Below are 22,902 nucleotides of genomic sequence, written 5' to 3' on the forward strand. Positions count from 1 at the left end.
GTTCTCCGGTGCGTACCCGGACCGCGTCGTCAACCGGAACGCTCCACACCTTCCCGTCCCCGATCTTGCCGGTACGGGCCGCCTTGACGATGACGTCGAGCAGCTCCTGCGCGTCGGCGTCCTCCACCAGCACCTCGATACGGATCTTGGGCACCAGGTCGACGGTGTACTCGGCGCCGCGGTACACCTCGGTGTGGCCGCGCTGCCGGCCGTAGCCGCTGGCCTCGGTGACGGTCAGGCCGTGGACGCCGAACGCCTGCAGGGCGTCCTTCACCTCGTCCAGCCGGTGCGGCTTGATTACTGCCGTGATGAGCTTCACGCGTCCACCTTCTTCGTCAGGGTCTCACCGAGTGCCGGGCCCTTGCGGGCCATCGCGCCGCCGCCTGCGCCGGTGAAGTCGTACGCCGTCTCGGCGTGTGCGGCCTGGTCGATGCCGGCGATCTCCTCGTCCGCCTCGATCCGGAAGCCCATCACCAGGTCGATGACCTTGGCAAGGACGTAGGAGACGACCAGGGAGTACAGCAGCACGCTGACCACTCCGATGGCCTGCTTGCCGAGCTGCTCGAAGCCGCCGCCGTAGAACAGGCCCTTGGCCTCGCTCTGTACCCCGCCGGTGGCGAACAGTCCGATCAGCAGCGATCCGGCGACGCCGCCGACCAGGTGGACGCCGATGACGTCGAGGGAGTCGTCGTAGCCGAACTTGTACTTCAGGCCGACGGCCATCGCGCACAGCACACCGGCGATCACGCCGATCGCGATGGCGCCGAGCGGGCTGACGCAGCCGCAGGCCGGGGTGATCGCGACGAGTCCGGCGACCGCGCCGGAGGCGGCGCCCAGTGTGGTGAACGAGCCGTGCCGGAGCTTTTCGTAGGCGAGCCAGCCGAGCATCGCGGCGGCGGTGGCGACCTGGGTGTTGACGAAGGCGACCGCGCCGATGCCGTCGTCGTTGCCGAGCCAGGAGCCGGCGTTGAAGCCGAACCAGCCGAACCACAGCAGGCCGGCGCCGAGCATCACCAGGGGCAGGCTGTGCGGCCGCATCGGGTCCTTCTTGAAGCCGATGCGCTTGCCGACGACCAGGATCACGCCGAGCGCGGCGGCACCGGCGTTGATGTGCACGGCCGTACCGCCGGCGAAGTCGATGACCTCCAGCTTGAAGAGCCAGCCGCCCTCGCCCCACACCCAGTGGGCGACGGGGAAGTAGACGACGGTGACCCACAGGGCGATGAACAGCGCCCAGGCGGTGAACTTCACCCGGTCCGCGAGCGCGCCGCTGATCAGCGCGGGCGTGATGATCGCGAACATCAGCTGGAAGACCGCGAAAACATAGACCGGGATGGTGGTGGATCCCCACAGCTCGGTCAGTCCGATGTTGCTGAGGCCGGCGAAGTCGCCGGTCCAGCCGACAAAGCCGCCCTTGTCCGTGCCGAAGGTGAGCCCGAAGCCGTACAGGACCCAAAGGATCGTCACGATGCCCAGGCTGATGAAACTCATCATCAGCATGTTGAGCACGCTCTTGACCCGGACCATGCCTCCGTAGAAGAAGGCGAGGCCGGGTGTCATGACCATCACCAGCGCGGAGCAGATCAGCATGAATCCGGTGTTGGCCGGACTGAGTGTGGCCTTGTCCGCTGCCATTGTCAGGATGCCTGGGGGCATCGGCGTCTCCTCGTCGTCGATGCGGCCCGTGCGGGCGTGGTGCTGGGTGGGCCGACTTCGCGATGAGGTTGTCGCAGCGTGGTTTCGGCCAAACCTTGCGGGTGTTTCGCGGCAGTGACGAAGACGCCGTACGTGTTACGCCAAGGTGAACTGCGCCCTCGCCCGGCACTCCCCCGTTCAGCCCCCCGCAACCATCGAACAGACCCGGCCGCGGCGCCGTCCGTATGACCTGGCGTGGGGAAGCCGAGTCGGGCTGTACGGGGCGGCGGCCGCGGCCGGGGGCCTTGGGGCGGTGGGGTCAGACGGCCTCCGCCGCGTGTTCCGGCAGCTGGCGGGAGAGCTCATCGCTCAGCCGGCACACCTCGGCGACGCCGGAGAACTCGCGGGCCGCGGTGTCCACCGTCTTGCGCAGCCGGGTGTTGACCCGCTCGGAGCGGACCTGTTTGGCGAACGGGATCGCCTGCTGCGCCATCGCCGCGCAGGCCTCCGGCTCCTTCTGCAGCAGATGGACGGTGGCCATCCCGATGAGGTTGAGCGCATACGACCGCTGGTGTTCGGGGTCCTTGCCGAACAGCTCCACGGCGCGCTGCATGACGGGCTCGGCGAGCGAGGCGTAGGTGGGGCTGCGGCCCGCCACATAGGCGAGGTCACGGTAGGAGTGGGCGTTCTCGGCGTTCAGCTCGGCCTCGGAGAAGAAGCGGATCCAGTCCGGTTCGGCGTCGCCCGGCGTGACGTCGCAGAAGGTGTCCTCGGCCATCCGGACGGCCCGCTTGACCTTGCTGGGCTGGCCCATCCCGGCGTAGGCGCGCGCCTCCATCGCATACAACATCGCCTGGGTGCGGGGGGTGGCCGTCTCCCGGCTGCCGTACTGGGCGAGGTGGATCAGCTCCAGCGCGTCCTCCGACCGCCCGAGATGGATCATCTGGCGGCTCATGCTGGACAGGATGTACGAGCCCAGGGGGCGGTCGCCGGCCTCCTTGGAGGCGTGCAGCGCGAGCACGAAGTATTTCTGGGCGGTGGGCTGGAGCCCGATGTCGTAGCTCATCCAGCCGGCCAGCTCGGCGAGCTCGGCGGCGACCTTGAACAGCCGCTTGGAGATCTCCTCGGAGTGGTGCTCCTGGAGGAGGTCGGTGACCTCGTGGAGCTGGCCGACGACCGCCTTGCGCCGCAGGCCGCCGCCGCACTGGGCGTCCCACTGCCGGAACATCGCGGTCGTCGATTCGAGGAGTTCGAGCTCGGGCCGGGAGAGCCGGACGGGCCGCCGCGCGCGGTCCGGCGGTGCCTGAGCACCGCCCTGCCCGGCGGGCACCGGCACCAGCCAGCGCTGCATCGGCTCGATCAGGGTGGGCCCGGCGGCCAGCGCCAGGGAGGTGCCCAGGAAGCCGCGACGCGCCAGCATCAGGTCGCTGCGGGAGAACTCGCTGATGAGGCTGACGGTCTGGGGGCCTGCCCAGGGCAGGTCGACGCCGGAGGTGGAGGGGGACTGATGTGCGGTGCGCAGGCCCAGTTCCTCGATGCCGACGACGCAGCCGAACCGTTCCGAGAACAGCTCGGACAGGATCCGCGGAATGGGCTCGCGCGGCTGCTCGCCGTCGAGCCAGCGGCGCACCCGGGAGGTGTCGGTGCTGATGTGATGGGCGCCCATCTGCCGCGCCCGGCGGTTGACCTGTCGCGCCAGCTCGCCCTTGGACCAGCCGCTGCGCATGAACCACGAACCCAGTTGTGCGTTGGGTCGTTTGACGGCGTCGGTGCCGCCCGTGCCGCCGTTGCCGGCCACTTGGAAGCCCCCATCCCGATAGTTGCCCGGTATTTGGTGCGAACCGTTTCCAGGCCGCCGCCCGTTTGCGACGCCTGTCCGTGGTACATCTACCCGATCACGCATTCCGGCCACACCTTTTGGCCTGTGCCCGACCGGCGCGTTGCCACCGGCATACCCGTGCGAAGGATGCCTCTGAGGGGTTCACGCACTGAAAGTAATCCTACGATCACGCCCCCCGCGAGGGCGATCGCGGAAACGCCACCATTCGCCACCCCTTTGAATGAACTGCCCGGCGGGCTCTCGCGATTGACTTGACAGAGGTCGGAACGGGCCGGGCGGAACGGTGCGCACAAGGGAGTGCGGTCCGCACCGCACGACCCGGCGCAACCCGTCACCCCGCACCGCGCCCCGACACCACCGGCCGTCGACGGCGCGGTACAGCACGGCAGTTGGGGTCGGCCGGGCAGCTCACCGGCTCGTAACCACAGGCAGGCAGCACCCGTTGGAGGGGGCATGGGCTTCACGATCGGTGGCATCCGGGAGATTCGGTCCGGCGCGCGGCGCCGCGCCCGGTCGCCGGAGATCACGGCGGTGGCGGAGTGCACCGGTCTGTGGGGCTGGGACGTCGCCCCCGGTGCCCGCGCGGTCCGCTCCGGCAGCGGCCGTACGGACTGCTCGTGCGGCGCCGCCGACTGCCCCTCCCCCGGCGCGCATCCGCTGGACTTCGGCAAGGAGCTGGCGGCCGGGGCGACGCTGGAGGAGGCCGCGACGGCCTGGTCCGAGACGCCGGGCGCGGCCGTGCTCCTCCCGGTGGGCCGGTCGTTCGACATCCTCGACGTCCCGGAGGCGGCGGGCCGCGGCGCGATGGCCCGGCTGGAGCGGATGGGCCTGCCGCTCGGCCCGGTGGCCGCCACCCCGGCCGGCCGCGCCCTGTTCTTCGTCGCCCCCGGCGCGGCCGCCGATCTGCCGGGCCTGCTCTACCGGACGGGCTGGGACGACGCCGACCTCGACCTGCGTCCGCTGGGCGACGGCGACCACATCACCGCGCCGCCGTCCGACCTCGGCGGCCAGGGCCCGATGCGCTGGCTGCGCCCGCCGGCCCCGGAGACGGCCCGCCGTCCGCCGCAGGCGCGCCTGATGGTCGGCACTTTGGCGTATCTCTGCGCGCGCGTCTGCGTCTGAACCGGCGCCGGTCCCGGACCCGGACCCGTTACGGCTCGTCGGCCCTACGCCGTATCCGTCCTACGCCGCATCCGTCCAACGGCGTATCGGTCTTGCGACGCCCCGGTCCCGCAGCACATCGGTCTCACGGTGCATCGGCCGGCTCCGGTCCGCCGGTGCGGTCGAGGAGCGTACGGAGGACGTCCTCGGCGTGGGTCCACAGCACGGCGCCCCCGATCCCCGGAACGAGGTGCCGGACGGCTCCCGGGATCCGCTCGGTCAGGCCGGCGCCCTGGCCCGGTGAGTGGGTGGCGTCCTCCTCGCCGTACCACAGGTCCACCGGGACCCGGATCGCGGAGAGATCGATGTCCCACCGGCCCATGGCGAGCACGGTGTCGCGCGCATACCCCTGAGGTCCCGGTGCGAAGGCCTCGTCCAGCGCGTGCCGGCAGGCGGCGGCGAACGTCGGCTCCTCGTGGACGGCGAGGTCGCAGTCCGGGCTGCCGGCCATGACCATGGCCATGGCCCACATGGCCTGCGCGGTGAATCGGGCGAAGAGCTGCTCGGCGGCGTCCGGGTCGGACACCGCGAGAGCGACGAGCCGGCGCAATTCGTCGGGCAGCGCCCCTGCGAACCGCGGGGCGGCGACCTCGTCCGCCCCGGAGACGACCGCCGGCGCGCCGGTCACGCCGTGCGCGGCGCAGGCGAGGGCGAACGGCGCCCCCTGCGCATGGCCGGCCATGGCGGGCCGGCCCGGATCCCGCCGGGCGGCGAAGTCCCGTATGCCGGCAGCGAAGTCGGCGAAGGTGCGGCGGGGCGCGGGCGAGGAGGCGCCCGGGCCGGGCCGGTCCAGACTGATCGGCCGGACCCCGAGCCGCTCGGCGGCGGCCCGGCCGGATCCCAGGCGCCGGCCGGTGGCCGCGCCCGAGGAGAGCAGGACCGGCGTGCCGTTTGCCGGACCCCACTCGGCCCAGCCCAGCAGCCGTCCGTCGGGGAGCCGTTCCGTACCGGCGCGGGCCGGTACCTCGAGGGGTGTGGTCATGATCCTCAGCATGCCCACGGCCTTGAGCGCGCGGCGATGGATCTATGAGGGCGCCAGGGCCGGGGGCTTCCGGGAGGAGCCGCGGTCCAGGAGATCCGGCGCCGTGCGGAGCCGTCCCGTCAGGGCGAGGAAGGCGACGAAGGTGCCCATGACGATCCAGCCGGGCCAGCCGGCGAGCCCCATCTGCAGGGGATCCAGGGGGACGTCCCGGTCGGCGAACTCCTTGACCATGTTCACGCTGGCCGTGCTCACGAAGGCATGGCCGAGGACCGCGGGGACCACCGAGCCGGAGCGCAGCCGCAGCCAGGTGAAGAGGGGCAGCGCGAGCGTGCAGCTCACCAGCATCGCAGGCACGGACACGTACCAGGGGTGCCCCGGATACTGGCCGCCCATCAGCAGGGTGGGCAGATGCCACAACGCGAACGCGAGGCCGGTGGCCAGGTAGGCGAACAGCGGGCGAGGCCGCGGCCCGCCGTGTGCCAGGCGCGGGAACAGGTAGCCCTGCCAGCCCAGTTCCTCGCCGAAGAACAGGGGCAGCGACACCAGTATCTGCAGCAGCAGCCCTGCCGCCCAGGTACCGAGTCCCTTCCAGTGCACCTCGCCCACGGGGTAGACGCCCGCTGCGTGGCCGAGGGCGAGGGCGAGGGCGGTCAGGCCCGCCGGGACGGCAAGGGCCGTCAGGCACGCCCGCACGGCGTGGTTCCAGGGAGTCGGCCACCGCAGGGCGAGGACGTCCCGCACCCGGCCGGTCCGCTCGACGAAGCGGACTACGAGGACCGCCGCGAGCGCCGGCGCGAACATCGCCGCCGCGATGCACGCCTGCGCCAGGGCGCCGGTCTCCGCCCGGCCGTCCGCCCGCTGGAATCCCGTGGCCAGGAGCGGCGTCATGGCCACCCAGATGCCCAGACAGGCCACGCCCAGAAAGACCAGCGGTCCACGACGCCGTGCTGCGGGCGCCGATAACGCCAGGGGAGTTGTCATGGCGATGACGCTATGAGCCACGCCCGGGGCAGAGAATGCGGCTGTCCCCCCTCATGAGCGTCCGGGCTTCCCCAGGGAGCGGGGTGCCGCCATCACCAGGGGCATCCGGACCGGGTGGCGAGGGAACGAGGCCGGCCCCCGGTACCCGCCGTGTGCGGGTCCGGGGACCGGTGACAGCCGGGGCGTGGCGCCCGGGGGAGCGCGTCAGTCGATCAGCGCATCGACGAAGGCCTCGGGCTCGAACGGCGCGAGGTCGTCCGCACCCTCGCCCAGGCCCACCAGCTTGACCGGTACGCCCAGTTCGCGCTGGACGGCGACGATGATGCCGCCCTTGGCGGTGCCGTCGAGCTTGGTGAGCACCACGCCGGTGATGTCCACGACCTCGGCGAACACCCGCGCCTGCACCAGGCCGTTCTGGCCGGTGGTGGCGTCCAGGACGAGCAGCACCTCGCCGACCGGGCCGTGCTTCTCGACGACCCGCTTGACCTTGCCGAGCTCGTCCATCAGGCCGGTCTTGGTGTGCAGCCGGCCGGCGGTGTCGATCAGGACGACATCGGCGGACTCGGCGATGCCTTCCTTCACCGCGTCGAAGGCGATGGAGGCGGGGTCGCCGCCCTCGGGCCCGCGGACCGTACGGGCGCCGACCCGCTCGCCCCAGGTCTGGAGCTGGTCGGCGGCGGCGGCGCGGAAGGTGTCGGCAGCGCCGAGGACGACGGACTTGCCGTCGGCCACCAGGACACGGGCGAGCTTGCCGGTGGTCGTGGTCTTGCCGGTGCCGTTGACGCCGACGACCAGGACGACGCCGGGGATCTCCGTGCCGCCGTTGCCGATGCCGTTGGCGGTGTGCACGGCGCGGTCCTCGTCGGTGCCGATGAGGGCGAGCAGCTCCTCGCGCAGCAGCGTGCGCAGGTCCTCGGGGGTGCGGGTGCCGAGGACCTTGACGCGCTCGCGCAGCCGGTCGACGAGTTCCTGGGTGGGGGCGACGCCGACGTCGGCGGTCAGCAGGGTGTCCTCGATCTCCTCCCAGGTCTCCTCGTCGAGGTGTTCGCGGGAGAGCAGGGAGAGCAGGCCCTTGCCGAGGGTGTTCTGGGAACGGGAGAGCCGGGCGCGCAGCCGGACCAGCCGGCCTGCGGTGGGCTCGGGAACCTCGACGGCCGGTACCGGGGGCGCGGCGGGCGCCTCGGGCTCGGCGACGGGTGCCTCGGCCTCGGCCGACGGCAGTCCGACCTCTTCGATGGTGCGACGTTCTTCGTCGCTGGGGGCTTCGGCTTCCTCACCGACATGCGGTTCGGCGGGAGGCGCGGTGACGGAGGGGGCGGCCGGCGGGGACGGCGGCAGCTGCTTCTTCTTGCGGCCGCTGACGACGAGCCCGCTGATCGCGCCGAGCACGACCACGGCGATGACTACAGCAAGGATGACGGTTTCCATAACCCCTCCAGTATCAGCCACGCCCCGCCGGTGGGGACTGCACGCGCCGGACCCGGATTCACGGCCCCTGGACCGAATCCGGATGCGCTGTGTCCAGGATCAATTCTGGATGTGTAGTATCCGGATTCATCTCCCCGGGACCCGCCCGTGGAGCGCTGGAAGGGGAATCTGGATGTTTGATGTCCTGGTTTTGGGCGGCGGTTTCGCCGGACTGTGGAGCGCCGCCGCGGCCACCCGCCTACTGCGCGCCCACGAGGACACCCACCCCCAAGCCGGCGGCACAACGGTCGCGCTGCTCACCCCGCTCCCCGACCTGGCCCTCCGCCCCCGCCTCTACCAGGCCGATCCGGCCGGCTTCCGCGTCCCGCTCGACCGGGTGCTGGGTCCGGTCGGCGTGCGCCGGATCGCCGCGACCGCGACGGCCGTCAACACCGGGCGGCGCCGGGTCACCGCGACCGCCGCCGACGGCACCCGCATGGAGGTGGGCTACCGGCGGCTGGTGCTGGCCACCGGGAGCGCTGTGGTCCGGCCCGAGCTGCCCGGCGCCGCACTGCTGCACGACATCGACACCCTGGCCGCCGCGGTGAAGCTGGAGGACCATCTGCGGGCGCTGCCCGACGGGCCGGACGGGCCGGGCCGCTGGAGTGCGGTGGTGGTCGGCGCCGGGTTCACCGGGCTGGAGATCGCCACCGAGCTGGTCGGCCGGCTGCGCGCCCGGGCCGCCCCGTACGGCGCCGGGGACGAGGTGCGGGTGATCCTCGTCGAGCGGGCGGCAGCCGTCGGGGAGGGGCTGGGCGAGGCGGCCCGTCCGGTGATCACGCGGGCGCTGGACGAGCTGGGCATCGAGCGGCGCCTCGGCGTCACGGTCACCGGGCTGGACGCGCACGCGGTGCGGCTCTCCGACGGCAGCGTGCTGCCCGCCCGTACGGCCGTGTGGACCGCCGGGATGCGGGCGAGCGCGCTGACCGCGCAGATCCCCGCGCCGCGGGACGGGCTGGGGCGGCTCGCCGTGGACGGCCGGCTGCGGGTGTCCGGCGTCGAGGGCGTCTACGCGGCCGGGGACACCGCGGCGGCCAGGGCGGAGGGCGGCCACGCCGTGCCGCAGAGCTGCCAGTACGCGACGCCGCTGGGCAAGGCGGCGGGCCACAACGCCGCGGCCGATCTGCTCGGCCTGCCGCCGGTCGACTTCACACCCGACCCGTACAGCACCTGTCTGGATCTCGGCGCGGCCGGCGCGGTGGCCACGGCCGGGTTCGACCGGACGCTGCGGCGCGGCCCCGAAGGCTTCGAGAAGGAGCTGAAGCGCGCCATCAACGAGACGTGGATCTCGCCGCCGGTCGACGACCCCGAGGAGCTGCTGCGGCGGGCCGACCACCGTGTCAGCCAGCGGCGGTCGGCACCGTCCCCGCCCTGATCAGCGAGGGGGGAATGGATCCTTCCACAAGGGCGTGTGATGCCTGTCCTTGTCGGGGGATCCAAAGGGATGTACGAGTAGAACTTGGTTCAAAGTACGATGGTGGCCAGCCACTCAACGCGCGTAGAGTCCTGGCAGCCAAATCCGGCCAGGTACCACAGCCGCTGCCTGCACCTCCTCCCCGGGGGTGCCCCAGATCCCCCGCACGGAGACACCGCACCTATGGGCACCAGCACCACGTCCACGTCCGCTTCCGAAGGCGCCGTCGAGACCCGCGGCATCGAACCCGTCCCCGACAACGAGCGCCAGGGCCGCGTCCGCGAGCTCTTCCCCACCTGGGTCGCCGCCAACATCAGCGTGCTGCTGCTCACCATGGGCGCCTCCCTGGTGATCAACAACGGCCTGAACTTCTGGCAGGTCCTGATCGTGGCCGCCATCGCCTCCGCCGTGTCCTTCGGCATGGTCGGCATCCTGTCGGTCTCCGGCAAGTGGGGCGGCGCCCCGGGCGCGATGCTCTCCCGCGCCACCTTCGGCGTGCGGGGCAACTACTTCCCGGGCGCGATCCTGTGGGTCGCCCGCTTCGGCTGGGAGACGATCAACGCGGTCACCGGCGCGTACGCCATCCTGACCATCCTGAACCTGGTGTTCGGCATCAAGGCCAACAACGTCCTGATCGTCGTCACGCTGCTCGGCTTTGTCGCCTGCACCTTCCTGGTGAGCGGTCTGGGCCGCAAGGCGCTGAACGTGTGCAACAAGTACTCGACGTACCTGTTCAGCGCGATCAGCGTGGTCGTCCTGGTCCATCTGATCGTCAAGATGCCGTGGAGCGACATCCTCTCCAAGTCGCCGGGCAGCGCCACCCTGATGATCGCGGGCATCGGCACCATCGCAGCCGGCGGCATCAGCTGGGTCCCCACGGGCCCGGACTTCGCGCGCTACCTGCCGCACTCCGCCTCCGGCAAGAAGATCGTCGGCACCACCATCTCCGGTGCGGCCCTGGTGCTGATCCCGATGGTGATCATGGGTGGCGTGATGGCCGTCGGCAACCCGTCGCTGGCCAACCAGAACACCGACCCGATGTCGTTCCTCGGCCAGGTCCTGCCGCGCGAGATCGCGATCCCGTACCTGCTCACCGCGCTGATCGGCATGGTGCTGATCAACAGCCTGTCGATGTACTCCGCGGGCTTCACCGCCCAGACCATGGGCGTCAAGCTGCCGCGCGCCCTGGCGGTCAGCATCAACGCCGTCATCAGCCTGGTCGGCGGCCTGTTCATGATGCTGGTGGCCAAGGACTTCATCGGCCAGTTCATCGCCTTCCTGACGCTGCTCGCGGTCTCGTTCTCCGCATGGATCGGCGTGTACGGCATCGACATGGCGCGGCGCCGCAAGAAGACCGTGCGCTACGACGCGGACAGCCTGATGAACACCGGCCGCACCAGCCGCTACTGGTACGTCGGCGGCTTCTGCTGGCAGGCCATGACCGCCTGGGGCGTCGCGCTGGCCGCGGGCCTGTGCTTCACCAAGGTCCAGTGGTTCACCGGCCCGCTGGCCACCACCTGGGTCGGCGAGAACGGCCTGGGCTGGGCCGCCACGATTGCGATCTCCGCGCTGGTCTTCGCGGTGCTGCCGGCGGCCCGCGAGACCGCCCCGGCGGGCGCGTCCGAGCCGGTGGGCACGTCCGGGCCGGTGACCGACGAGGCCCCGGCGCCGGCCGAGGTCGGCTGACCCCGGGCGGGCCGGCCCCGCACCCTGGCCATCTGACGTAACGTCAGCTAGCGTCCCCTTCGCCCACCGCCCGGCGAAGGGGACGTCGTCATGTCTGCGAAGCCCGTCACGGTCCTGCGCTTCAACCTCGTCGACCCGTCGCCCGCCCCTGACGCGCTCTCCGCCCGATACCGCGCCGCCGTCGAGATGGCCGCCTTCGCCGACGACCGCGGGCTGACCATGGTCCAGACCGAGGAGCACCACGCCACCACCAACGGCTGGATACCCTCCCCACTCACCTTCGCCGGCGCCGTCTTCGGCGCCACCCGCCGCATCGGCGTCACCGTCTCCGCCCTGATCACACCGCTGCACGACCCGCTGCGGCTGGCCGAGGACATCGCCTCGCTCGACCTCCTCAGCGGCGGCCGCCTGATGACCGTCGCCGGGCTCGGCTACCGGGAGGAGGAGTACACGGCACACGGCAAGGACTGGGCGGGCCGCGGCGCACTCCAGGACGAGGTGCTCGAGACCCTGCTCGCCGCCTGGACCGGCGAACCGTTCACCTATCAGGGCCGCACCGTCCGGGTCACCCCGCGCCCGTACACCCAGCCGCATCCCCTGCTGCTGGTCGGCGGCAGCTCCCGCGCCGCGGCCCGGCGCGCCGCCCGCCTGGGACTGCCGCTCTTCCCCAGCGCCCATCTCCCGGAGCTGGCGGCCTATTACGAGGAGCGGCGCGCCGAGTACGGCACCGAGGGCTGGGTCATGCAGCCGCCCGAGCGGACCAGCCTCCTGCACATCTCCGAGGATCCGGACCGCACTTGGGCCGCGTACGGGTCGCATCTGCTGCACGAGGCACAGACCTACGCCTCCTGGCAGTCCGCCGATATCCGCTCCGCGGTGCGCTCCGCCGCGACGGACGCCGAGGCGCTGCGCAAGGAGGGCGTCTACCGGATCGTCACGCCGGACGACTGCGTGCGGCTGGCCCAGGAGGCAGGCGCGCAGGGCTCGTTGATCCTGCATCCGCTGTGCGGCGGGATGCCGGTCGACGAGGGCTGGCGTTCGCTGCATCTCTTCACGGAGCGGGTGATGCCGCGGCTGGAGGCCGGTACGGCGGGCGGTACAGCGGTTTGACCTGCGGCGATGGCCGCGTGGGGCGGCGTTGTCAGTGGCGGGTGTCACTATCTGTCACATGAACTTCTTCGACGTACCGATCGCCGGCGCCGCACCGCCCGAACCGCTGGGCGAGGGGCTGGTGTTGAGCCGGTATGAGCCCGCCGAGGACGAGGGCTTTGCACCCGCCGACTGGTTCGTACCGGCGCAGATACGGCAGGTCGTGGAGATCGGCGTCGGGCCGGACGTCCGCATCATGCTCACGGGGTGGGAGGTCTGGCCGAGCTCGGTGACGTTGCGGGTGAACGTCTTCCTGCGGCGGGCCCGACCGGAAGGCCGGCCGGACGACGACGGGACGCACCCGGGCGGACTGCGTTTGGGGGTGCAGCTGTCCGACGGGCGCAAGGTCAGCACGCTCGACGGCGAGGAATGGCCCGCGACGGACCGCCCCTCCCTGCGGCTGACGGACGGCTCCGGCGGCGCCTTCCACTATCAACTGGAGCTGCATCTTTCCCAGTTGCCGCCCCTGGGGCCGACGCAGCTGGTGGTCGCCTGGCCGGACGAACGGGTACCCGAGACGCATACGGACATCGACGCCGCGGCGCTGCGGGCGGCGGTCGGCGAGGCCCTGGAGATCTGGCCGGACGCCGCGCCGCCCGCCCCGCCGTCGGACGCTGAGGACGAGCAGAACTTCCTGTTCGCGAGCATCGGGCCGTACGAGATCATGGCGCAGCCCCCGGAGCCCGAGGAGTGGAGCCCGCCCACCCCCGACCCGTCGCGGGCCGACTGGGAGTGGATGGGCACCCACGACTGGCGGGACGCGGAGCTGGTCCGGACCCGCCTGGCGAACGGCGCCGATCCCGACCGCGTCCAGCCCGACTCGGTCGAAACACCGCTGCATCTGGCCGCCGCGCAGAGCCCGCCCGGGATCGTCGCCGAGCTGATCGCGCGGGCCCGCGAGGTGGACGCCCGGGACGGCGAAGGCTGCACCGCGCTGTGGCACGCGGTCTGCCACGGCGCAAAGGAGAACGCCGCGCTGCTGCTGGAGGCCGGGGCCGATGCCTGGAGCCCGCAGCTCTGCGGCCGTTCGCCGGGCCGGCTGGCGCTGACGACGGCCATGGCCCCGCTCTTCGCCGGCCTGCCCGGGGCGGTTCCGCTGACGGAGGAGGAGCGGGCCGCCCAGCGGGAGGCCGATGAGCGGACGGCCGTGTTCGCGGGGGTGGAGACCGAAGGCGTCTCGATCGCCTTCGTTCCGGGCATCGACGAGGACGAGGCCATCCGCCGTCTGGGAGGCGGCCCGTGCACCTGCACTGCGTCCGATGAGGACGACGACGAGGACGACGAGGACGACGAGGACGAGGCCGAGGACGAAGAGGAGGAGGAGGACGAGGACGAGGACGACATCGATCCGGACGAGTTCCTGTACGGCCTCGATCCCTGGGAGTTCGAGGACCCGGAGCGCCACATCGGGGTGACGGGAGTGCCCGGCGGATGTGTGCTGATCCAGCCCACGTCGTATCTGCTGAATACCGACTCCGTCCTCGAGGCCCTCTCCCCCGGCACCACCGCCTACGGCCTCTACTTCAACCCCGCGGGAGGCACCTTCGGCGGCCTCTCCCGCGACGGCCACAGCAAGTCCTGGGAGGAGATCGGCCACCCTGCGCTCGGCTCCGACTCCCCCGATGCGCACTGGCTCTACCGCTTCTGGGACTGGGATGTGCCGGAGGACGCGTGGGGCGCCGCCGAGATCGCCTACGCCTCGGCGATGGCGGGACTGCGGGTCACGGACGCAGCCCCGCTGGACGGCCCGCCCCGCCGCTGGATGGAGATACCGAAGGGCAGCCCGCTGCTCGACTAGCCCGACGGCACACCCCGGAAACGGTACTGCCCCGGCTCGGGTGAGCCGGGGCAGCAGCCACAACTGAGGAGACGGACTGGCGGGGGGTTAGCCCATCTCCTCCAACGCCTTGCCCTTGGTCTCCTTGACGTACTTGAGCACGAAGGGGATCGAGAGCAGAGCGAAGACCGTGTAGATCACATACGTACCCGACAGGTTCCAGTCGGACAGGCTCGGGAAGCTGGCGGTGATGGCCCAGTTGGCGATCCACTGCGCGGAGGCGGCGACGCCCAGCGCGGCGGCGCGGATCTTGTTCGGGAACATCTCGCCGAGGAAGACCCAGACCACGACGCCCCAGGAGAGGGCGAAGAAGAGCACGAAGACATGCGCGGCGATCAGGGCCACGACGCCCTCGGTGGCCGGCAGGGTGCCGGCCGCGGTCTTGGCGGAGAAGGCCCAGGCCTCCAGGGCGAGCGCGATGGCCATACCGGCCGAGCCGATCAGCGCCAGCGGGCGGCGGCCGATCCGGTCGACGAAGAGCATCGCGATCACGGTGCCGACGATGTTGATGATGGAGGTGGTGAAGCTGTAGAAGAACGAGCTCTCGGGGTTGATACCGACGGACTGCCACAGCGTCGAGGAGTAGTAGAAGGCGACATTGATGCCGACCAGCTGCTGGAAGACCGAGAGCCCGATGCCGACCCAGACGATCGGCAGGAAGCCCATCTTGCTGCCGAGCAGGTCCTTGAAGCTCGACTTGTGCTCACGGCGCATCGCGTCCTGGATCTCCACGACCCGGGTGTCGAGGTTGACGGTGTGGCCCTCGACCTCGGACAGCACCTCCTTGGCACGGTCGACCTTGCCGACGGAGATCAGGTAGCGCGGCGACTCGGGGATCGCGAAGGAGAGCAGGCCGTAGAGGATGGCCGGCACGACCATCACGCCGAGCATCCACTGCCAGGCCTCCAGGCCGGCGAGGGTGGCGCGCTGACCGCCCGCGACGTTGAGAATGCCCCAGTTGACGAGCTGGGAGATGGCGATGCCGATGACGATCGCGGCCTGCTGGAAGGAGCCGAGGCGGCCGCGGTAGGCGGACGGCGAGACCTCCGCGATATAGGCCGGGCCGATGACCGAGGCCATACCGATCGCGAAGCCGCCGATGACCCGCCAGAAGGCCAGGTCCCAGAGGGAGAACGGCAGGGCGGAGCCGACGGCGCTGATGGTGAACAGCACCGAGGCGATCTGCATCACGCGGATCCGGCCTATCCGGTCGGCGATCCGGCCGGCGGTCGCCGCGCCGATGGCGCAGCCGATCAGGGCGACGGCGATCACCTGGGCGAGAACGGCCGAGCCGACGTCGTAACGGTCGCGGATCGCCTCGACGGCACCGTTGATGACGGAACTGTCGTAGCCGAAGAGGAAGCCGCCCATCGCGGCAGCCGCGGTGATGAAGATGACATGGCCGAGGTGGTCCGGGTGGGCCTTACGGCCTTCCGGAACCGTCGGCTGCGCGGTGCTGGTCAACGTGAACTCCAGTGGCCCGGCTGCGCTGCCGGGCATCGGGGGCTGGCCCTTCCAGTGGCGCATAGGTTGGGGGTACCCACCACTTGAAGGTAAAAGCAACGTTGCAGAGACTATGCCTTCAAGTTTCGAAGTCAATAGGCCGTGACGAATTCGTTTCCCGGCAAGATTCCCGGAGTCTTTCATCGTCCATGTTCAAGTCATGAAGACTCCGCACGGGAGCCCCTCCCTCGCAGCGCCACCCCGGAACACCCGCGCCACAACCCCCAGCACCACCCGGACAGACAGGGCAGAGCCCCCACCACCTCAATTACTCTCTGCCACATTCACCGGGAACTAATCACACTCAGTAATCGTTGCCGGAGTATGAGGAGGCAGCAAGAGGCAGGGGAGCAAGGCACCGGGGGCACCCCCACTGGCACGCCGAGACACACAACAACAGAGACAGTGCAGCCACTGGACACTGGACACTGGACAAACGCATTCGTCACAGCCCATTGACTCAGTGCAGCCGCTGGCTGATCACCTTCGAGACGCCGTCCCCTTGCATCGAAACACCGTAGAGCGCGTCCGCGACCTCCATCGTGCGCTTCTGGTGGGTGATCACGATCAGCTGGGAGCTCTCCTGGAGCTCCTCCATGATCCGGATCAGCCGCTGCAGATTGGTGTCGTCCAGCGCCGCCTCGACCTCGTCCATCACATAGAACGGACTGGGCCGCGCCTTGAAGATCGACACCAGCAGTGCCACCGCGGTCAGCGACCGCTCGCCACCCGACAGCAGCGACAGCCTCTTGACCTTCTTGCCCGGTGGCCGCGCCTCCACGTCCACCCCGGTCGCCAGCATGTCGTCCGGGTCGGTGAGCACCAGCCGCCCCTCGCCGCCCGGGAAGAGCCGGGCGAAGACCCCCTCGAACTCCCGTGCCGTGTCGTGGAAGGCCTCGGTGAAGACCTGCTCCACCCGCTCGTCGACCTCCTTGACCACCCGGAGCAGATCGGCCCGGGTCTTCTTCAAGTCTTCAAGCTGCTCGCTGAGGAACTGATGGCGCTCCTCCAGCGCCGCGAATTCCTCCAGCGCCAGCGGGTTCACCTTCCCGAGCTGCTGATACGCCCGCTCGGCGGCCTTGAGCCGCTTCTCCTGCTCGGCCCGTACGTAGGGCGCCGGCTGGTTTCGCGGATGATCCGGGTCCTCGGGCAGCACCTCGTCCTGGGCGGGCGGCGACGGCGGTACGGGCTGGTCGGGGCCGTACTCCGAGATCAGCCCGGCCGGCTCCACGCCCAGCTCCTCCAGTGAACGGGCCTCCAGCTGCTCGATCCGCAGCCGTTTCTCCGCGCCCAGCACCTCGCCCCGGTGCACCGAGTCCGTCAGCTTGTCCAGCTCCGACTTCAGCCCCCGGCTTTGCTCACGCTCGGCCACCAGCGCCGCTTCCCGCTCGGCCTTGGCCCGTTCGGCAGCCGCGCGCTCCTCCTCGGCCCGTACGACCGATACCTCGGCGTGGGCCAGCAGCTGCCGCGCACCGGAGGCGACCGCCGACGCCACTGCCGCCTCATGGCGCAGCCGGGCGCGCCGCTGCTCCGCCCGCGCCCGCGCCTCCCGCTCGGCGCGCGCCCCCCGGTCCAGCGAATCCGCCCGCCCGGCCAGCGCCTTCACCCTCTCCTCATGGGTACGTGCCTGGAGCCGGGCCTCCATCTCGGTCTGGCGGGCGTTGGCCCCGTCGGCGGCCAGCCTGTCCCGTGCGGCCGTATCGGGCTCCTCGTCGCCCGCGCCCGCGTCCTCCTCGGCGACCGCCAGCCGCTCGGCGAGCTCCTCGGCCTCCTCGGTGGCCCGCAGGAGCGCCTCCTCCGCCTTGGCGGCCGCCGCCGCGGAGCGTTCCGCCTCGCCCGCGGCCGCCCGCGCCTGCCCGCCGAGCCGCCCCAGGTCCCCCGCGACCTTGGACTTTTCGCGGTCCGCCGCGCGTCGCCGCTCGCCCAGTTCCTCGACGAGCGCGGCACACTCGCCGCGCCGTTCCTTCGCCGCCAGCTGTGCCGCCGTCAGCTCCGCGCAGCGCGTCTCGAGGCCCTCCAGCTCGGCCGCCGCCTCGTCGACGGACGCCTGCACCTCCAGCAGACTCGGCGCCCCGGCGGACCCGCCCTGTGCAAAATGCGCCCCCAGCAGATCCCCTTCACCGGTCACCGCCGTCAGCTCGGGCCGCGCCGCCACCAGCTCTTCGGCGTCCTCCAGCGTCCCGACCACCACCACGTCCCGCAGCAGCCGCGCGACCGCTGCCGTCAACTCCTCCGGCCCACGCACCAGTTGACCGGCCCATACGGGCTCGGAACGGGGGCCGGGCACGCGGGGTACGGCCGGAACGGGTCCGCCGGCGCCGGCGTTCCTCCCGGTTCCGGGGCCACCCGCAGTGCCTGCATCACGCGCAGCCGGGACGGTGCCGCCGGCCTCCGTCGCCGCCTCCACTGCCCCCGCGGCCCCCTCGCCACCGGCTGCCGCACTCGGCGTGCCCTCCCCGCCCGCCTCCTGCGGCTCGGTTCCGCCGTGCCTCGCACCACGCTGCGCGCGGTCACCGCCCCCGCCCGCACCCTGCAGCCCGATCGCCCCGTGCCCCACAGCCGTACCGTCCGGCGCCGGCGCCCCCTCCCCGCCCGCCCGCGCGGGCGCGGGCACCCGCCCGGCCGCCGCACCACGTACGCCCTCAGCCTCGCCCGCCGCTACATACGCCCCCTCCGCCGCACCAACCCCACCGGCATGGCCCGCCAGCACCATCGCCGCCCGCCCCGCATCCTGCTTCCGCAGCAGCCGGATGGCCTCGGCGGCGGTGGCCGGGCCGGTGACGGCGACGGCGTCCGCGGCCGCGCCGAGGGCGGCGGCGACCGGGACCTCGAAGCCGGGGGTGACGGTCAGCAGTTCCGCCGCGGGGCCGAGCAGGCCGGTGAGACGGTCCGCGGCGGCCAGCAGCGCGCCCGTACCGTCCTTGCGGCGCAGCCCGAGGGCCAGCGCGTCGTGCCGGGCCGAGGTCGCGGCGCGCGCCCGTTCTGCGGCGGTGAGCGCCTCGCGCGCGGCGCTCAGCTCGCTCTCCGCCGCGGTCAGCTCCCGGCGGGCCGCGTCATGCCGTTCCGCGAGGTCCTCGTCGTCCGCGTCCAGCCCGTCGACCTCGGCCCTGAGCTGCTCGTACTCCTCCTGGGCGGCGGCCGCCCGCTCCTGGGCGCCGTCCCGTGCCTCGGCGAGCCGGCCGATCTCCGCCCGCGCCGAGGCCGCCCGGCCGCGGGCCGCGGTGACCTGTCCGCTGAGCCGGGCGAGTCCCTCGCGCCGGTCGGCGATGGCGCGGGCGGCGTCCCGCAGCCTGCGCTCCTCGTCGGCCAACTGCCTCTCCAGCTCGGCGCGGTGCTCGACGGTGTCCTCCAGCGCCCGGCTGGCCGCTTCCAGCGCGGCCGTCAACTCCGCCTCCTGCTCGCGGATCCGGGCCGCCTCGCGCTCCATGTCGTCGGGGTCGCGCCCCTGCCGCTCGTCCGGCGGGGCCTGCGAGGCGCTCTTGACCCGCGCTTCGGCCAGCGAGACCGTGCCCCGCACCCGTTCGGCGAGCTGCGAGAGCTCGTACCAGGTCTGCTGGGCGCGCTGGACCCGTGGGGCGAGGGTGCGTACCTCCGCCTCCAGCACCGCCTCGCGCTGCTGCGCGGTCCGCAGCTGTGCCTCGGCGGCGTCCTTGCGCTGTTTGAGGGCGGCCTCGTCCTCGATCTCGGCGTGCAGTGCGCGGCGCAGCGTGACGAGATCGTCGGCGAGCAGCCGGAGCCGGGTGTCGCGCAGATCCGCCTGGATGACGGCGGCCCGGCGGGCGACCGCGGCCTGCCGTCCCAGTGGTTTGAGCTGGCGGCGCAGCTCATCGGTCAGGTCCTGGATGCGGGCGAGGTTGGCCTTCATCGCCTCCAGTTTCCGCAGCGCCTTCTCCTTGCGCTTGCGGTGCTTGAGGACGCCGGCCGCTTCCTCGATAAAGCCCCGCCGTCCCATCGGGTCGGCGTGCAGTACGGAGTCGAGCTGGCCCTGGCCGACGATGACATGCATCTCGCGGCCGATGCCGGAGTCGGAAAGCAGTTCCTGGATATCGAGCAGTCGGCAGGTATCGCCGTTGATCTGATACTCACTGCCGCCGTTACGGAACATGATCCGGGTAATGGTGACTTCGGCGTATTCGATGGGGAGCGCGCCATCGGAATTGTCGATGGTGAGCGAGACCTCGGCCCGGCCCAGCGGTAGCCGGCCGGTCGTCCCGGCGAAGATGACGTCCTCCATCTTGCCGCCGCGCAGTGACTTGGCGCCCTGCTCGCCCATGACCCAGGACAGTGCGTCCACGACATTCGACTTGCCGGATCCATTGGGCCCGACGACGCAGGTGATGCCGGGTTCGAAGCGCAGTGTCGTGGCGGAGGCGAAGGACTTGAAGCCTCGCAGGGTCAGGCTCTTGAGATGCACGCTTTTGCACTCTACCGGCCGCTTGTCGGATGGCGGCGACCAACATTCCGCCGTCGGTCGCCGCCCGCGTTTCCGGCGGGCGTACGACCCCCGGGTATGCCTCCGGCTATGCCGCGGCGTTCCTTTTCGGTTTCACCGGGGAAAGTGCAGGGCACATCATGCGGTAAGGGAGGCGCCGTGGGGCCGAAGAGGCCGTAGAGGCCGGTCCGGACATGACGAAAGCCGGGGAAACGACGAAGGGACGCCGAAGCGTCCCTTGCAGATCTTGAAGAGCGGCGGTGCCTCAAGCGGCTGGCGAGCAGCCCGACCGGCCCTGGGGTTGGGGTCAGGTGAGCGCGGGCTCCGCCTGGGGTACGTCGATGTCGAGCATCGAGTCGTCGTGACGTGCGGCAGCGGACAGCATGTCGTTTTCGGCCTGCATCCGAATAAGTTCGGATTCAAGGTCTTGGACGCGCTGCTGAAGCCGTCGCATCTCGGAGAGGACTCGGGGGTCGGAGCCGCCGACGTAACCGAGAAGCGCCTTTGCCATGATGGATGGTCCTCCACACTGAGTGACCGACCGAAGCGGTGTGGGTCGTGAGGGATTCGCACCCGCGGTGCTTGTCATTACTGATGTCTTCAATGCCAAACAGCTAAGGTGCGCGGGGATTCCAGAGTCTCACCAAAAGGTTTGAGGGTCAACACGATCACACCCCGTATCGTCGGGCACCTGAGAGTGCGCGGCCGTTCCGGCTCTGCGCCTGCTCTCCAGAAAGGTCCCGTAGGGGTGTGGAGATCATCCGTACAGCCGCAGCCTTGCACGGGTCGGCCGAGTTGGCAACCACCAGGCCTTATCTCCTGTGAGCAGCCGCTAAAGCCATAGCCTGAAGATCATTTTTGCCGGCCGTGCGGTCGGCTTCGTCGGGGCCGTCAGCGGATCTCGAAGCCGTCGTAACCGCCGCGGGGCGTGTCCCATATCTCAGTGACACCGTCGACCCGGCCGGGCGTGTCTCCGGTGCGCAGCCAGTCCAGCAACTGCTCGCAGCAATCCTTCGGCCCCTCGGCGACCACCTGGACGCGGCCATCGCCGAGATTGCTCGCAAAACCGGCGAGTTCACCGATGCGCATCGCGTTTGCGCGGGTGAACCAGCGGAATCCGACACCTTGCACGCGACCGCGTACCCATGCGGTCACCCGGACGTCTTCGTTCATGTGTGCACGTTAACCGGCCAATTGCCCTGTAGGCACCTAGGCCCTGGATGGCATGGCGTACAGTCCCCCGACATCAAGACTCACCCGAACGGGTGAGTCAACTTGACGTCCAGGAAGTCTGTGCGGCGGTAGCCGCGCCAGTGGAGCCGGTGCTTGCACCGGGGGAAGGACGGCAGCGGATGGGCCGCCACAGACGCTCTGCTCCCCACGCGCCCGAACCCATAGCTGCCCGGCCTGTTGGCGCCGCGGACGAAGCGTCACCGGGAGGTGCGCGGCACGCCGGCCACCGGGCGGCGCGTGGCCGGCGGATGGCGCCGGTCCGCACCGGGCTGCTCGGCGCCTCGGCCGCGGTGGCGATGGGTGCCGTGGCGGTGGCCTCCGGACTGATCCCGGGCGGCGGCCAGTTCGAGGTGGGCGGCGGCGGGAGCGGTGAGCGGGTGCGCGCCGATTCGCTGCCGGATGCCGGGCATCAGGGCGGCAATTCCGCGTCGCCGACGGACCGCGCGTCGGAGCCGACGAGCCGCGGCGCCGAGCGTCCCACCGCCCCGCGCAGCCGCCGCGCCACCTCCGCGGCGACGCCGTCGGCCTCCCCCTCCCCGGACCGTACGGCCAAACCTCCGGCCCCGAAGACCGGTTCACACCACTCCGAGAAGACCGCCGCCCCGACGCCCGCGCCGACGACGCCCAGGAGTTCCGCGACCCCGTCGCCGTCCGCCGACCCCGGGTCGTCGGCCGAGGCCCAGGTGCTCTCCCTCGTCAACCAGGAGCGCGCCCAGGCGGGCTGCTCGCCGGTGACCGCCGACAAGCAACTGGCGGGGCTGGCGCAGAGCTTCAGCGACGACATGGCCGAGCGCGGCTTCTTCGACCACACCGACCCGGACGGCGACACTCCCTGGGACCGCGCCCGTGACCTGGGCATCACGGATCTCGGCGGTGAGAACATCGCCCGCGGCCAGGCCAATGCCCAGTCCGTGATGGACTCCTGGATGAACAGCCCCGGCCACCGCGCCAACATCCTCAACTGCGACTACAAGACCCTCGGCGTGGGCGTCCACTACGGGCCGGGCGGGCCCTGGTGGACGCAGGACTTCGGGTTCTGAGGCGTTCGCGGACGGGCCGGGCGGCCGCGGGGCGCCAGGCGTTCACCCGGACAGCCGTGCCGTGAGCGTGTGGAAGGACCGCCGCTCGATGAAGTGGCCGAAGGCCGGTCGCGGTGTGCCGTTCACGAGGTCGACCCCGCACAGGAACAGGTCCGGCCGGACGGTCAGCAGCTCGAAGTCCCGCAGGCCGTCCTCGAATCGGCAGATCACTCCGGGCTCCCGGGCGGAGTCGATCACCAGCACATGGCTGTGCGCGGCCACCGGGGTCTGCCGGGCCCAGGCCACCACGGCCTCGTCCGTGACATCGTCCTCCAGCGCGAGCGTCCGGTGCGGCATCCCCTGCCACCGGATGCCGGCTCCGGCCCACGGCAGCGTGCACAGATACGCGTCGAAGGCCGCCGAGAGCGCGACCGGACTCAGCGATGCCCCACGTTCGGCGATCCAGGCCGCCACCCTCCCGTCGCTCCGCATCCTCGGAGGCTAACGCAGGGCGGGTGACCGTACGGCCGGTAGGTCCCCGTGGGCGGCGGCGCCGGAATTCC

Annotated in this window: 17 protein-coding genes; 6 read left to right on the forward strand and 11 right to left on the reverse strand. The window is 71.4% G+C overall.

Going from position 1 to position 22,902, the window contains the following annotated elements:
- The 3 genes from AB0D04_RS23740 to AB0D04_RS23750 form a co-directional block, all read right to left on the reverse strand.
- Positions 1 to 319, reverse strand: a 319-nt coding sequence (locus AB0D04_RS23740) for a P-II family nitrogen regulator (protein WP_362706667.1), incomplete at its 3' end; no start/stop codon positions are given.
- The gene (locus tag AB0D04_RS23745) at positions 316 to 1,656 is read right to left on the reverse strand and encodes an ammonium transporter (RefSeq protein ID WP_362706670.1); all 1,341 of its coding nucleotides are present in this window, start codon (positions 1,654 to 1,656) and stop codon (positions 316 to 318) included. The genes AB0D04_RS23745 and AB0D04_RS23740, both read right to left, overlap by 4 nt.
- A gap of 298 nt (positions 1,657 to 1,954) precedes the next feature.
- Positions 1,955 to 3,361 carry a hypothetical protein gene (locus AB0D04_RS23750; RefSeq protein WP_362706788.1) on the reverse strand — a complete coding sequence of 469 codons (1,407 nt, stop codon included), beginning with the start codon at positions 3,359 to 3,361 and terminating at the stop codon, positions 1,955 to 1,957.
- Positions 3,362 to 3,928: 567 nt separating this feature from the next.
- Between AB0D04_RS23750 and AB0D04_RS23755 the strand changes: the two genes are divergently transcribed.
- Positions 3,929 to 4,597, forward strand: coding sequence for a bifunctional DNA primase/polymerase (locus AB0D04_RS23755; RefSeq protein ID WP_362706673.1), 669 nt, complete (start codon positions 3,929 to 3,931; stop codon positions 4,595 to 4,597).
- Between the two features lie 124 nt (positions 4,598 to 4,721).
- Here the strand turns inward: AB0D04_RS23755 and AB0D04_RS23760 are convergent, their stop codons facing one another.
- The 3 genes from AB0D04_RS23760 to ftsY form a co-directional block, all read right to left on the reverse strand.
- Positions 4,722 to 5,618: an alpha/beta hydrolase gene (locus AB0D04_RS23760; protein ID WP_362706676.1), complete on the reverse strand. Its 897-nt coding sequence runs from the start codon at positions 5,616 to 5,618 to the stop codon at positions 4,722 to 4,724.
- A 42-nt stretch (positions 5,619 to 5,660) separates the two neighbouring features.
- Positions 5,661 to 6,599: a CPBP family intramembrane glutamic endopeptidase gene (locus AB0D04_RS23765; RefSeq protein ID WP_362706679.1), complete on the reverse strand. Its 939-nt coding sequence runs from the start codon at positions 6,597 to 6,599 to the stop codon at positions 5,661 to 5,663.
- 204 nt (positions 6,600 to 6,803) lie between these two features.
- Positions 6,804 to 8,027, reverse strand: coding sequence for a signal recognition particle-docking protein FtsY (gene ftsY, locus AB0D04_RS23770; protein ID WP_362706682.1), 1,224 nt, complete (start codon positions 8,025 to 8,027; stop codon positions 6,804 to 6,806).
- A 172-nt stretch (positions 8,028 to 8,199) separates the two neighbouring features.
- Between ftsY and AB0D04_RS23775 the strand changes: the two genes are divergently transcribed.
- From AB0D04_RS23775 to AB0D04_RS23790, 4 genes are all read left to right on the forward strand, one after another.
- On the forward strand, positions 8,200 to 9,441 hold the full coding sequence (locus AB0D04_RS23775; RefSeq protein WP_362706685.1) for an FAD-dependent oxidoreductase: 1,242 nt from the start codon (positions 8,200 to 8,202) through the stop codon (positions 9,439 to 9,441).
- Positions 9,442 to 9,663: 222 nt separating this feature from the next.
- The gene (locus AB0D04_RS23780) at positions 9,664 to 11,166 is read left to right on the forward strand and encodes a cytosine permease (protein WP_362706688.1); all 1,503 of its coding nucleotides are present in this window, start codon (positions 9,664 to 9,666) and stop codon (positions 11,164 to 11,166) included.
- Between the two features lie 90 nt (positions 11,167 to 11,256).
- Positions 11,257 to 12,276 (forward strand): LLM class flavin-dependent oxidoreductase, encoded by a 1,020-nt coding sequence (locus tag AB0D04_RS23785; protein ID WP_362706691.1) that lies wholly within the window; start codon positions 11,257 to 11,259, stop codon positions 12,274 to 12,276.
- Between the two features lie 58 nt (positions 12,277 to 12,334).
- Positions 12,335 to 14,113: an ankyrin repeat domain-containing protein gene (locus AB0D04_RS23790; RefSeq protein ID WP_362706694.1), complete on the forward strand. Its 1,779-nt coding sequence runs from the start codon at positions 12,335 to 12,337 to the stop codon at positions 14,111 to 14,113.
- An 87-nt stretch (positions 14,114 to 14,200) separates the two neighbouring features.
- Here AB0D04_RS23790 and AB0D04_RS23795 read toward each other — a convergent pair whose 3' ends face one another.
- The 4 genes from AB0D04_RS23795 to AB0D04_RS23810 form a co-directional block, all read right to left on the reverse strand.
- A complete protein-coding gene (locus tag AB0D04_RS23795) occupies positions 14,201 to 15,616 on the reverse strand; it encodes a sugar porter family MFS transporter (RefSeq protein WP_362706697.1) in 1,416 nt (471 codons plus the stop codon).
- 499 nt (positions 15,617 to 16,115) lie between these two features.
- A complete protein-coding gene (locus AB0D04_RS23800; RefSeq protein ID WP_362706700.1) occupies positions 16,116 to 20,069 on the reverse strand; it encodes an AAA family ATPase in 3,954 nt (1,317 codons plus the stop codon).
- Positions 20,070 to 20,394: 325 nt separating this feature from the next.
- Positions 20,395 to 20,598: a hypothetical protein gene (locus AB0D04_RS23805; RefSeq protein WP_046925798.1), complete on the reverse strand. Its 204-nt coding sequence runs from the start codon at positions 20,596 to 20,598 to the stop codon at positions 20,395 to 20,397.
- Between the two features lie 380 nt (positions 20,599 to 20,978).
- Positions 20,979 to 21,260 carry an acylphosphatase gene (locus AB0D04_RS23810; RefSeq protein WP_362706703.1) on the reverse strand — a complete coding sequence of 94 codons (282 nt, stop codon included), beginning with the start codon at positions 21,258 to 21,260 and terminating at the stop codon, positions 20,979 to 20,981.
- Positions 21,261 to 21,568: 308 nt separating this feature from the next.
- Between AB0D04_RS23810 and AB0D04_RS23815 the strand changes: the two genes are divergently transcribed.
- The gene (locus AB0D04_RS23815) at positions 21,569 to 22,360 is read left to right on the forward strand and encodes a CAP domain-containing protein (RefSeq protein WP_362706706.1); all 792 of its coding nucleotides are present in this window, start codon (positions 21,569 to 21,571) and stop codon (positions 22,358 to 22,360) included.
- A 42-nt stretch (positions 22,361 to 22,402) separates the two neighbouring features.
- Here AB0D04_RS23815 and AB0D04_RS23820 read toward each other — a convergent pair whose 3' ends face one another.
- Positions 22,403 to 22,831, reverse strand: a complete 429-nt coding sequence (locus tag AB0D04_RS23820; protein WP_362706709.1) for a hypothetical protein — start codon at positions 22,829 to 22,831, stop codon at positions 22,403 to 22,405.
- Between the last annotated feature and the right edge of the window lie 71 nt (positions 22,832 to 22,902).

It is taken from the genome of Streptomyces sp. NPDC048483 (assembly GCF_040651455.1).
In the GTDB taxonomy this organism is placed as follows: Bacteria; Actinomycetota; Actinomycetes; order Streptomycetales; family Streptomycetaceae; genus Streptomyces.